This is a genomic window from Flavobacterium hauense (assembly GCF_054457175.1).
The window spans coordinates 37,079-48,864 of the sequence record NZ_JBTKVX010000026.1 but is presented as its reverse complement, the minus strand read 5'-3'; the positions used below and the strand labels follow the sequence as shown (position 1 = coordinate 48,864).

The window sequence follows — 11,786 nt, the reverse complement described above, 5'->3', positions numbered from 1 at the left end:
TTTAGTTGATTTTGTTCCTACTATAGAAATGAAATTGCCTAGGAGTACTAATGGTGAAATTTATGCGCTTATTAACGGAGATCTTGATTTTGCTTTTGCAAATATTAATGAAGGTCTTGTAAGTGCAAGTCCAAGAACTGGGGCTTCTAAAAGAAGTATTCTTGCTCTTAGAGCACGTATGGCTGCTTACCGCGGACAGTATGAGGCTGCTAATGGATTTGTTGATCAGATTAGTACAAGTTTGACTCTTGCGAATCAAGCTCAGTATAGAAATATGTTTAGGCAAAATACTGATTTGACTGAAGTTATATGGAAACTTGAAAGAACTGTTTCTCGTGCTACAGGTAACTTCTCTCAATACTGGTCTTCTGTAAACAGTACAATTACAGGTTCACCTTTCCTTGAAGTAAGTACAGCTCTGTTTAATGAGTTAGTTGCTGGTGATGTTAGACGTGAGGTTGTAATAGATCCTACTGCTTCTACTGTTGGATTTGCAATCAGACCGATCGGTAAATATTCTGAATCAGAAACTCAGTTGCTTTTAGGTGATATCATGGTTTTCAGAAACTCAGAAATGAGATTGCTTAAAGCAGAGTATTATGCTAGTATTTCTGATTTTCCTAACGTTGCTACACAGATTAACTTTGTAAGACGTTCGCGTTTCAATAATACCAGTAATAATATCGCTGCTCCAACTTCACAACAGGATGCATGGGCTGCTGTTTTAAAAGAAAGAAGAATTGAGCTTGCGTTTGAAGGACACCGTTATGTTGACCTTAGACGTCTAGGAAAAAAAGCTGGTGTTACTGTTGATAGAGAAGAGATCGATTATCAGTTTAATAATGCGTTTACAATTCCTATAGATGATATTAGATGGACTATGCCTATTCCTAGACCTGAGCAGGCTGCAAATCCTAATATTCAGCAGAATCCTGGTTACGGAGCAGGAGGTAAATAATTATAACTAATTTGAAATTATGAAAAAGTATATTTTTAAAATAGCCCTTTTGGCATTAAGCTTAAGCACGCTGGTTAGCTGTGATGAAGATACTGTAACTTACGGTGGCCAGAACTTCGTTACTTTTGATAAGGTTGCTTCTACACGTCTTATTGCAATTGAAGATAAAGGAGATTTTGCTACTCCTATTAACCTTGCTTTTCCAAGATCTACTGATCTTGTTATTACTGTAGATGTTACTATTCCTGATGGTAGCCCTGCTGAAGAAGGTGTTGATTTTACTATTCCTTCAAGAACGGTTACAATACCTGCAGGCGAAACATCGGTTAATTTTATTGTTTCAGTTATCAATAACGACATTAAAAATGACTCTAAACCTATTGATATTACTATCAAAAGCACTAACGATGAAAGTGTTGCTGTTGGTATTTCAGATATTGGTTCTCCTTACAAAAAACTTGTTCTTTTGAATGAGGATTGTCCTACACGTTTTACTGAATTACTAGGTTCTTTCAATGTTTACAACAGTGATAATGAGGTGATTGGTAAAGCTGAAGTGGATATCAATGATAGTGGTGATTGTGATGTTCTTAGGATCAAAGGTGTTATCGAAGATGTTTTGCAAAATGAGACTGATACTTATATTGAGATTACACTTAAGCCTATTGGTACTGATGCAACAAGAGGTACAGTGACAGGCTTTCAGCAACTTTATTGTACTGAATGTTATAACAACTCTAGTAATGGTTTCAACGAAACTTGGCTTTTCACTCCTGGTGGAAGTTTCAATGCTACCTCTACTAATCAGCAGATTGTTTTAACAGGAGCTATGGTAACAGCTAGTGGTTCTTTGAGTACTACATCAACAGTTGTATTAAAACGTAACTAATTAGTTCGTTAATAAAAAAAGATAAGAGGCTTTCGAAAGAAAGCCTCTTTTTTTTGCTTTATTTTTACCTTTTGTGATGTATAAAAATAAGTACCTTTGCCCAAACTCAAATTTTGCATGTTAAAAAAGTGCCTTTTCGTTTTTATATGTATGTTTCCGCTATTTGCTTTTTCGCAGCAGAAAGGAAAATTTGGCGGCAAACCAAAAACATCCGAACAGAAACCTTCGCCCGATAAGGAAAAAACAGGGAAACCTGTAGCTGATAGCGTTACTACTGTTGATATGTATAAGATTATTTCTTTTGAAAGAGATACAACTTTCGTAGATACGGCATTGACCCTAAAGAAAGAGTATGAGGTTAATTATTTGAGGAAAGATAATTTTGGACTGCTGTCATTATCTAATGATGGTGGACCATACAATGTTTTAGATTTTGGACTTACAAAATTTAATCCTTTTCCGGATATGGGTTTTAAAGGGAAACATTCTGCCTATCTCCAGGTGGAAGATATTAATTCTTATAATGTTCCAACTCCTTACACGGATCTTATGTACCGTTCTGTATTAGAGCAGGGACAGATCCTTGATGCTTTTATTACACTGAATACTTCAAAAAATCTGAATTTTTCTGCCGGTTATAAAGGTTTGCGTTCATTAGGGCGTTATATAAATGAGCTTTCGAGTAACGGTATTTTTAAGTTAAGCAGCAGCTATAACACCACTGATATGCGTTATATACTGCGGGTACATTTTACTGGCCAGGATTTTAGCAATCAGGAAAACGGAGGTATAACAGATCCTGAACTTTTTGAAAGTGGTGTAGATCCTTATACGCAAAGAGAACGACTTGATGTTTATATGAGAGATGCCAAATCACTGCTGAAAGGAAATCGCTATTTCATCGATCATACTTTCAGGCTTAATAAAACAAATCCTAATAGCCTTGTGTTTCATCATCAGTTTAATTACGAGCATAAGTTTTTTGAATACAGCTCTGCCAGTGTGAGTGAACGCTTTGGGGATGCTTATGCGACTTCCATAAACAATAAGACACGTTATAACAGGATGTATAACATGCTGGGTGCCGCATATTCTAATAAGGCTATTGGTACAGTTGAGTTTTATCTTGAAGATTTTAATTACAATTATTTTTACAAAAGTGTCATTATTGAAGATGGTGTAATTACAACTCCTAATTCTCTAAGTGATAATATTATTACCTATGGAGCGAGGTATATTTATCAGAAAGACAAATGGAAGGCAAGCATATTGTTCTCTAATTCGATAACTGATCAGTCGCTGGCTAATATTGACGGTTCGGTGCGCTACACTTTGAACGAAGATATACAGGTATCGGGGCGCTATCAGAATATGAATAAACTTCCGGACAACAACTATGACCTTTATCAGAGTACCTATAAGAACTATAATTGGCCTTATGGAGATTTTAGAACCAATTTTAAAAACGAAAAAATAAACAATTTTGAATTTGAGGCAAAAACCAAGTGGCTTAATGCTTCGGTTCAATATACAATAATGAACGATCACCTTTTCTTTAACAGGGTATATCCTGAAATTCCCCAGCCTGATGATGAAGTTGAAGTCCTTCTTGTCAAACCGCAGCAGTATGGGGGTACAATCAATTATCTTTCGGTTAAAGCGAGCCGTGAATTCAGGTTTGGTAAATTTGCACTGGATAATACACTTCTTTTTCAAAATGTTCAGCAGGGTGATGATGTGTTGAATGTGCCATCATTCATGACAAGGAATACGCTATATTATACGGACAGGATATTTAAGAAAGCATTGTTGTTTCAGACAGGTGTTACCTTCCAGTACTTTACAAAGTATTATTCCAACGGCTATAATCCTGTGATTGGAGAATTTTATTCACAGGATGTTTTAAAAACCGGTAATTTCCCCCTATTTGATTTTTATATTAACGCCAAAATACAGGAGTTCAGAATTTTTCTTAAAGCAGAGCATCTTAACTCCGGTTTTTCGGGATATAATTATTTTTCTGCGCCAAACTATCCTTATAAAGACTTTACTATCCGATTTGGTGTAATTTGGGATTTCTTCTCATAATTTTATAAACGCATTATTTATCTTTGTAGCCAAGAGCCGTTATCGGGGCTTCTAAATAAACAACAATGAAATACGCTAAAAATATACTGGAAACCATAGGTAATACGCCAATGGTTAAATTGAATAAGCTGACTGAATGCATTGACGCTCTTGTCCTGGCTAAAGTTGAAACATTTAATCCCGGGAATTCTGTAAAAGACAGGATGGCCGTAAAAATGATTGAAGACGCTGAGGCTGATGGAAGGCTTAAACCGGGCGGAACTATCATTGAAGGGACATCAGGGAATACCGGTATGGGACTTGCTTTGGGTGCTATCGTAAAAGGTTACAAACTTATTTGTGTTATCTCCGATAAGCAATCTAAAGAGAAAATGGATATCCTTCGTGCTGTAGGTGCCAGGGTAGTAGTTTGTCCTACCGATGTTGAGCCAACAGACCCACGTTCTTATTATTCTGTTTCAAAACGTTTGGCTGAGGAAACACCAAATTCGTGGTATGTGAACCAGTACGACAATATGTCTAATACGGCTGCGCACTATGAGCAGACCGGACCGGAGATATGGGAACAGACAGAAGGGAAGATCACTCACTTTGTGGTAGGTGTAGGTACTGGTGGAACAATTTCCGGTGTGGCAAAATACCTGAAAGAGAAAAACCCCAATGTCAAAATATGGGGTATCGATACTTATGGGTCGGTATTTAAAAAATACCATGAAACCGGAATTTTTGATGAAAATGAGATATATTCTTATATAACTGAAGGTATTGGTGAAGATATCCTTCCTAAAAACGTTGACTTCTCACTTATTAATGGCTTTACAAAAGTTACTGATAAAGACGCAGCCGTATATACAAGAAAACTGGCTCTTGAAGAAGGAATCTTTGTAGGGAACTCTGCCGGTGCAGCCATCAAAGGACTTCTTCAGCTGAAAGATGAATTTAAACCGGATGATGTTGTTGTTGTGCTTTTCCATGATAGCGGAAGCCGATATGTAGGGAAGATGTTTAATGATGACTGGATGCGTGAGCGTGGTTTCCTTGACGAGGAAATCACAAAAGCGGAAGACCTTATTAAAGATCATGCAGACAAACCTTTGGTTATAGTTCGTACAGAGGAATTAGTGTCACATGCAATTGAGCGTCTTCGTAAATACAAGATATCACAGATACCGGTTATCGATACGAATGGTTTTGTAGGTTCAGTGGACGAAACGGATTTATTCCGTAGCTATGTTGAGGATAAGGATATTGCTGAAAAGCCTATTCGTTCCGTTATGGGTAAGCCATACCCGATCGTAAAAGCAAATACTTCAATTGAAGATATTTCTAAACTCATCAATAAAGACAATCAGGCTGTATTGGTAGATCTTGGTAACGGTAAGCACCATATTATTACGAAACACGATATTATCAGTTCGATTAAATAGAAATAAAATTTTATATATTTGAAAGAGCCTTAGGGCTCTTTCTTATTTTATCCAATGACATTTACCGCAATAGATTTTGAAACTGCAACCGGGCATCCGCATAGTGCGTGTGCGATTGGCATTGTTACTGTTAAGGATGGTATTATTACCGAAGAATATCATACGCTGATACAACCTCCCGATAATGAATACTGGTATCGCAATATTATGGTACACGGTATAAAGCCCGTTGAGACGATGAATATGCCTACATTCGACGATTTGTTTCCGGAAATACGCGTAAGGCTGCATGGGAAAAAAATTGTAGCCCATAATGAATCGTTTGACCGTAATGTGCTTATGAAAACAATGCGTTATTATGGCTTGTACTATGATGAACTCGAACTGGCTGACAGATGGGAATGTACATGCAAAATCTATAAAGCTAAGGGGTATAAGCCTGCTAACCTGAAGGCTTGCAGTGATAGGAATGGAATAGTGCTGAACCATCATGAGGCACTGTCGGATGCGAGGGCATGTGCCAAATTATACCTGCTTCATGACGGTCAGGTAAAACTGAATATGTAGGCTAAAATTTTTATGTATTTTCGTGTTAATGAAAGAAGATTTCCTCCATTATGTATGGCAGTTTAAAAAGTTTGATGTGCTGGCAGCAAAGACGGTGCAGGGCGAGGTCATAACCATACTTGATTCAGGGCAGTACCTGCAACTGGCAGGTCCGGATTTTTTTAATGCCCAACTTATCATAAGCGATCAGAAATGGGCAGGAAACGTTGAGATACATCTTAAGTCTTCTGATTGGTATATTCATAATCACGAAACAGATACAGCTTATCATAATGTGATATTGCACGTTGTCTGGGAGCATGACACCGAAGTATTCAGGCGGGATAATACTGAAATACCTGTTTTGGAACTTAAGCATTATGTTTCATCTGAAGTGCTGAACAATTATAATGCTTTGGCTACTGCCAAATCCTGGATATACTGCGAGAAAGAACTTGAGGATATAAACTCTTTTACATTTTCTAATTGGAAAGAACGTCTGTTCTTTGAGCGCCTGGAACGAAAGGCTTCGCCAATTCTTCAGCAGGCTGCAGCAACCGGTAATGACTGGGAAGCTGTCTTGTTCTCATTTTTAGCGAAAAGTTTTGGACTCAATACAAATGGTGAGGCTTTCTATAAAATTGCCCAGTCGCTGCTTTTTTCAGTGGTTCGAAGGGAAAGTTTTGAGTTTGAAAATCTGGAGGCTTTATTTTTTGGAAGGGCAGGACTGCTTGATGCGGAACATGAAGATGTGTATTTCAAAGATTTGAAATCGCGATATGAGTATATCTGCCATAAATACAGGCTTGACAAAGTACATATAGATATGCTGCAGTTTTTTAAGCACAGGCCGGACAACTTCCCCACCATACGCTTGTCGCAGTTAGCACAACTGTATCATAAGCACCAAAATCTTTTTTCAAAGCTGACAGAAGGAACTTCTGTTGCGGAGATTTATAAAATTTTTGATGTTCAGGCGTCGCCGTATTGGCAAACGCATTATACATTTGATAAAGAGAGCGGCAAAAAAAGAAAAGCACTTACATCATCCTTTGTTGATTTGGTAATTATTAATACAATCGTTCCTTTTAGATTCGCTTATGATCGAAGTATAGGGAAGGAAAACCCGGAAGCCCTGTTGGAATTGCTGGGAAGTATCGCTCCAGAAAAAAATGCTGTAATTGATAAATTCAGGCAATTTAAGGTTGAAGTGCAGTCGGCTTATGACACCCAATCATTATTACAGCTCAAAAACGAATATTGTACTCATAAACGTTGCCTGCAATGTGCTGTAGGCCTTGAATTGCTAAAAAGATAGCAAAGGGTATACAATCTGTCAATGAAACTGCTACATTTGAAAACTGAATACATAATACTGAACTATGTCATTTATAACTAACATCCGTCATTTTTTTGAGAAGCATGGCTTCGAGGTGTCGCAGCGCTTTGCTGACAGACTGGGTATGCGTGCTACAAATGTGAGGTTGTTTTTTATTTATATATCGTTCGTGACAGTAGGGCTTTGGTTTGGAGTATACCTTACGCTGGCTTTTTGGTTAAGGCTAAAAGATATGATATATACCAAAAGAAGTTCTGTGTTTGATTTATAAAAGCAACTAATGAATAAGCCATTCCGGTTCTTTTTCAGGTTTACCAAAGATCAGCAGAAAGGCATAATGGCTTTGTTTATTCTTATTGTCATATCTCAAATTATATATTTCATTGTATGCTCGTATGATTTTACTTCTCAAAAAGAAAAATCTGCACAAGAGAAAGAGTGGCTCGCCCACCAGGCTGAAATAACCGCACTAAAAGCTAAGAAAGGCATTCGTAAAGACACGATCTATCCTTTCAATCCGAATTACATAAGTGACTACAAAGGCTATATCCTTGGTCTTTCAGCAAAACAAATTGATCTTCTGCACGCTTACAGGGATTCGGGTAAGTACATTAATTCTGCTTCCGATTTTAAAAGGGTAACCGGAATTCAGGATACCTTGCTGGATAAGTTAACCCCATATTTTAAATTCGGAAAAACGTTTAATACAGATAAGTCAACTGAAATTTTTGGATTTAAGAATCATACTTTCTCGGAAGATAAAAAGGAATCTGCCGTGAAAATTATTGATATCAATACTGCACTGGAGGAAGATTTGGTTAAAGTATATGGTATAGGTCCTTATTATGCTAAAGCTATCCTTAAAAGAAGAAGCGCATTAGGTGGATTTGTAAGCATGGATCAGATGAATGATTTTACTGAATTTTCGGCTGAAGCCAAGGCAGGGCTCAAAAAACAATTTGGTGTAATAAATAATCCTGACATCGAGAAAATTAATGTGAATACGGCCTCTTTGTCGCAGCTGTCGCATTTTCCTTATTTCAACAAAGATTTAGGCAGAAGTATATTGACGTTACGTAGTATGAATGGTAAAATTAGAAAAATTGATGATTTGTTAGAAATTCCGAATTTTCCTGTAGATAAACTAAAAATAATTGCCTTATATTTGGAATTCTAAAAAAATCAAACAAAAATGAACTTCGAATATAACGAAACGCAAAACATGATCGCCCAATCAATCAGGGATTTTGCAGAGCAGCACATACGTCCGAATATTATGGAATGGGATGAAACCCAATACTTTCCTGTTGACTTGTTCAAGAAATTGGGTGAGATGGGGTATATGGGAGTACTGGTTCCTGAAGAATACGGAGGTTCAGGTCTTGGCTATCACGAATACATTACAGTAGTTGAAGAAATCTCTAAAGTTGATCCTTCGATAGGGTTATCTGTTGCGGCTCACAACTCTTTATGTACTAATCATATACTTACTTTCGGTAACGAAGAGCAAAAAAAGAAATGGCTTCCTAAGCTGGCTACGGCTGAGCATATTGGTGCCTGGGGACTTACTGAGCACAACACCGGATCTGATGCAGGAGGTATGAATACTACAGCTGTTAAAGATGGTGACCACTGGGTTGTTAACGGAGCTAAGAACTTTATTACGCATGCCAAATCAGGTGATATCGCGGTAGTAATTGTTCGTACCGGAGAAAAAGGAGATTCTAAAGGTATGACGGCTTTTGTTTTTGAAAAAGGAATGCCGGGCTTTACAAGCGGTAAGAAAGAGAATAAACTTGGTATGCGTGCCAGTGAAACTGCAGAGCTTATTTTTGATAATTGCCGTATTCCTGATGCCAACAGACTGGGTGAAGTAGGGCAGGGCTTTGTACAGGCAATGAAAGTACTTGATGGCGGACGTATCTCTATTGGTGCATTGTCATTGGGTATTGCTAAAGGTGCTTACGAGGCTGCTCTTAAATATTCTAAAGAGCGTTACCAGTTTGGTCAGCCTATCAGTAACTTCCAGGGAATTGCGTTCAAGCTTGCTGATATGGCAACTGAGATCGAGGCTTCGGAACTATTGCTTCATAAAGCAGCTTTCCTTAAAAATAATCATAAGCCAATGACACTTGCGGGTGCAATGGGTAAAATGTATTCTTCTGAAATATGTGTGAAAGTTTCTAACGAGGCTGTACAGATACACGGAGGTTACGGTTATACAAAAGATTATCCGGTAGAGAAATTCTACAGGGATTCTAAGCTGTGTACCATTGGTGAAGGTACGACTGAGATACAAAAACTTGTTATCTCACGTAATCTTTTAAAAGACTAATAAAACACTGAATAAATATATAAAGGGTTGCTGTAATACACGGCAACCCTTTATGCTTAAAATAGGGTGTGGTGTTGTTCAGTTGGTTGCGAAAATAATTGTAGTTTTAATTTGGCAGGTTTAAAAAAAAGATATAAGTTTGCAGCCTTAACGAGAGGAGGTGTTATATTATGTTGATTATACCAATTAAAGACGGAGAAAATATTGATAGAGCGCTTAAGCGTTACAAAAGGAAATTTGACAAAACTGGTGTAGTACGTCAGCTAAGAAGTCGTCAGGCTTTCATCAAACCTTCTGTAGTTAGAAGAGCTCAGGTACAAAAAGCAGCTTATGTTCAGGGACTAAGAGATTCTCTAGAGAATTAATTAATCTACTGATTAAAAATAATAACCGTTAGCAGGAAAGTTTTAACTTTGCTGTTAACGGTTTTTTTATGGTTAATTCTAAACAGGCATACGCAGATTATCTCTTGAAGGAAAAGAATTATTCCCTTCTGACACTTCGTGCATATACTGACGATGTGGTTGCGTTTGAAAAGTTTATTAAAGAACGTGATGAAGAAGCTGATCTGGAAGATGTGAATTACAGCCATGTCAGGAGCTGGGTGGTTCATCTGGTTGAAAATAATATTGCAAACAAGTCGGTTAACCGTAAAATTTCTTCACTTAAATCGTTTTATAAATTCCTGCTGCGTTCTAAGCAGATTACTATAAATCCATTGCAGCAGCATAAGTCGCTAAAGACTGAGAAAAAGGTACAGGTGCCTTTTTCTGAAAAAGAGCTTCAGGATGTAATGACGGATATTGAATATTCTGATGATTTTGAGGGAATTCGAAACAGATTGATAATCGAACTTTTTTATACAACGGGAATCAGGCGTGCCGAGCTTATAGGTTTAAAGCTGGGTAGTTATGATTCAGGTAATTCTGTCCTTAAGGTTTTGGGTAAGCGTAATAAGGAGCGAATCCTTCCGGTGTTGGGCTGTACGGCTCAGCTTTTAAGCAGGTATATGGCGGAGAGGCGTGGCTTGTCTGTTATTGGGGATGCCGATGTGTTAATTTTGAATAGCCGGGGCAATAAAGTGAGTGAATCGTTTGTTTATAGATTAATAAATGGTTACTTTAGTGTTATCTCCGGTAAGGTTAAGAAAAGTCCGCATGTGCTTCGGCATACTTTCGCGACTCATCTTCTCAATAACGGAGCCGATTTGAATTCAGTAAAGGAGTTACTGGGACATGCGAGCTTATCTTCCACACAAATATATACCCACAGCAGCCTTGCTGAGCTTAAGAAAGTGTATGGCGATGCGCATCCGCGTAACCAGGGGAATTCCTAAAAGTTTAACGATTAAAAGTTTAGATTATGAAAGTAAATGTTCATGCAGTCAACTTTAATGTTGACAGGAAATTAATTGGCTATGTTCAGGACAGGTTGAATAGGCTTGAAAAATATTATGACAGGGTAGTGAACTCTGATGTGTATTTTAAACTGGATAATACGAGTGAAAAACAAAATAAGATCGCGGAGATAAAGATAACGGTGCCTGGTGATGAATTTATAGTTAAAAAGCAGTGTAAGTCTTTTGAAGAGGCGGTTGAGCTCGCGGCAGATTCCATGGAGCGTTTATTGATGAAAAGAAAAGAAAAAGTGAGGACATACTCATAAAGAGAAAAAAAACCTCAAAAATGTTTTGATTAAAAAATAAATTCTATACATTTGCAGTCCGTTAGAAATAGCGGACTTTTTTATTGTAAGTTGCCGGTGTAGCTCAGCTGGCTAGAGCAGCTGATTTGTAATCAGCAGGTCGTGGGTTCGAGTCCCTCTATCGGCTCAAATAAAGGGTTTTGTTGTTTTATTGAGGTTGAAAATCTTATGTATTTGATACTTAGATGGTTGATTTAAATTGAAGCAATATTATCTTAACGTTTTTTGAAAAAGCAACTGAAAAGTAAAGGTTAGGGGAGATACTCAAGCGGCCAACGAGGACGGACTGTAAATCCGTTGGGAAACCTTCGCAGGTTCGAATCCTGCTCTCCCCACAAACTTTGTTTCAGAAATGATTTGAATGTTGAATACGTACGATTCAAAATTTAATTCGGGATCTGGAATAAAAAGGCCGGTGTAGCTCAGGGGTAGAGTGCTTCCTTGGTAAGGAAGAGGTCACGGGTTCAATTCCCGTCATTGGCTCAAGTTTAGAAGAATTT

General features: G+C 37.7%; 12 protein-coding genes and 3 tRNA genes. All 15 read left to right on the top strand.

The features are described 5' to 3' along the window. Positions 1 to 958 (top strand): RagB/SusD family nutrient uptake outer membrane protein (locus ACX0HA_RS15925; protein WP_458846295.1); only part of this gene is annotated, 958 nt, incomplete at its 5' end. Positions 959 to 977: 19 nt separating this feature from the next. Continuing rightward, complete coding sequence (locus ACX0HA_RS15920) at positions 978 to 1,847, top strand: hypothetical protein (RefSeq protein ID WP_458846294.1); 870 nt, start codon at positions 978 to 980, stop codon at positions 1,845 to 1,847. A gap of 150 nt (positions 1,848 to 1,997) precedes the next feature. Beyond that, positions 1,998 to 3,935, top strand: a complete 1,938-nt coding sequence (locus ACX0HA_RS15915; protein WP_458846293.1) for a putative porin — start codon at positions 1,998 to 2,000, stop codon at positions 3,933 to 3,935. 65 nt (positions 3,936 to 4,000) lie between these two features. Next, a complete protein-coding gene (locus ACX0HA_RS15910; RefSeq protein WP_458846292.1) occupies positions 4,001 to 5,362 on the top strand; it encodes a pyridoxal-phosphate dependent enzyme in 1,362 nt (453 codons plus the stop codon). Positions 5,363 to 5,416: 54 nt separating this feature from the next. Further along, the gene (locus ACX0HA_RS15905; RefSeq protein WP_458846291.1) at positions 5,417 to 5,929 is read left to right on the top strand and encodes a 3'-5' exonuclease; all 513 of its coding nucleotides are present in this window, start codon (positions 5,417 to 5,419) and stop codon (positions 5,927 to 5,929) included. A 28-nt stretch (positions 5,930 to 5,957) separates the two neighbouring features. Further along, positions 5,958 to 7,226: a DUF2851 family protein gene (locus ACX0HA_RS15900; protein ID WP_458846290.1), complete on the top strand. Its 1,269-nt coding sequence runs from the start codon at positions 5,958 to 5,960 to the stop codon at positions 7,224 to 7,226. A 64-nt stretch (positions 7,227 to 7,290) separates the two neighbouring features. After that, positions 7,291 to 7,518, top strand: coding sequence for a PspC domain-containing protein (locus ACX0HA_RS15895; protein ID WP_458846289.1), 228 nt, complete (start codon positions 7,291 to 7,293; stop codon positions 7,516 to 7,518). Positions 7,519 to 7,527: 9 nt separating this feature from the next. Beyond that, positions 7,528 to 8,424, top strand: coding sequence for a helix-hairpin-helix domain-containing protein (locus ACX0HA_RS15890; RefSeq protein WP_458846288.1), 897 nt, complete (start codon positions 7,528 to 7,530; stop codon positions 8,422 to 8,424). 15 nt (positions 8,425 to 8,439) lie between these two features. Beyond that, the gene (locus ACX0HA_RS15885) at positions 8,440 to 9,582 is read left to right on the top strand and encodes an acyl-CoA dehydrogenase family protein (protein ID WP_458846287.1); all 1,143 of its coding nucleotides are present in this window, start codon (positions 8,440 to 8,442) and stop codon (positions 9,580 to 9,582) included. Positions 9,583 to 9,752: 170 nt separating this feature from the next. Then, a complete protein-coding gene (gene rpsU / locus ACX0HA_RS15880; RefSeq protein WP_458846286.1) occupies positions 9,753 to 9,947 on the top strand; it encodes a 30S ribosomal protein S21 in 195 nt (64 codons plus the stop codon). Positions 9,948 to 10,015: 68 nt separating this feature from the next. Next, positions 10,016 to 10,918: a tyrosine-type recombinase/integrase gene (locus ACX0HA_RS15875; protein WP_458846285.1), complete on the top strand. Its 903-nt coding sequence runs from the start codon at positions 10,016 to 10,018 to the stop codon at positions 10,916 to 10,918. 26 nt (positions 10,919 to 10,944) lie between these two features. Next, positions 10,945 to 11,247 carry a ribosome hibernation-promoting factor, HPF/YfiA family gene (gene hpf, locus ACX0HA_RS15870; protein ID WP_458846284.1) on the top strand — a complete coding sequence of 101 codons (303 nt, stop codon included), beginning with the start codon at positions 10,945 to 10,947 and terminating at the stop codon, positions 11,245 to 11,247. 92 nt (positions 11,248 to 11,339) lie between these two features. Next, a tRNA-Thr gene (locus ACX0HA_RS15865) sits at positions 11,340 to 11,413 on the top strand. Between the two features lie 127 nt (positions 11,414 to 11,540). Then, positions 11,541 to 11,621: transfer RNA gene (locus ACX0HA_RS15860), tRNA-Tyr, on the top strand. A gap of 76 nt (positions 11,622 to 11,697) precedes the next feature. Further along, positions 11,698 to 11,769, top strand: a tRNA-Thr gene (locus ACX0HA_RS15855). The last annotated feature ends 17 nt before the right edge of the window (positions 11,770 to 11,786 follow it).

Coding starts and splice junctions, on each gene's coding strand:
- ACX0HA_RS15890 (WP_458846288.1), top strand. CDS start 7,528: ATGAATAAGCCATTCCGGTTCTTTTTCAGGTTTACCAAAGATCAGCAG.
- rpsU (WP_458846286.1), top strand. CDS start 9,753: ATGTTGATTATACCAATTAAAGACGGAGAAAATATTGATAGAGCGCTT.
- ACX0HA_RS15900 (WP_458846290.1), top strand. CDS start 5,958: ATGAAAGAAGATTTCCTCCATTATGTATGGCAGTTTAAAAAGTTTGAT.
- ACX0HA_RS15915 (WP_458846293.1), top strand. CDS start 1,998: ATGTTTCCGCTATTTGCTTTTTCGCAGCAGAAAGGAAAATTTGGCGGC.
- ACX0HA_RS15920 (WP_458846294.1), top strand. CDS start 978: ATGAAAAAGTATATTTTTAAAATAGCCCTTTTGGCATTAAGCTTAAGC.
- ACX0HA_RS15910 (WP_458846292.1), top strand. CDS start 4,001: ATGAAATACGCTAAAAATATACTGGAAACCATAGGTAATACGCCAATG.
- ACX0HA_RS15885 (WP_458846287.1), top strand. CDS start 8,440: ATGAACTTCGAATATAACGAAACGCAAAACATGATCGCCCAATCAATC.
- ACX0HA_RS15875 (WP_458846285.1), top strand. CDS start 10,016: ATGGTTAATTCTAAACAGGCATACGCAGATTATCTCTTGAAGGAAAAG.
- ACX0HA_RS15905 (WP_458846291.1), top strand. CDS start 5,417: ATGACATTTACCGCAATAGATTTTGAAACTGCAACCGGGCATCCGCAT.
- hpf (WP_458846284.1), top strand. CDS start 10,945: ATGAAAGTAAATGTTCATGCAGTCAACTTTAATGTTGACAGGAAATTA.
- ACX0HA_RS15895 (WP_458846289.1), top strand. CDS start 7,291: ATGTCATTTATAACTAACATCCGTCATTTTTTTGAGAAGCATGGCTTC.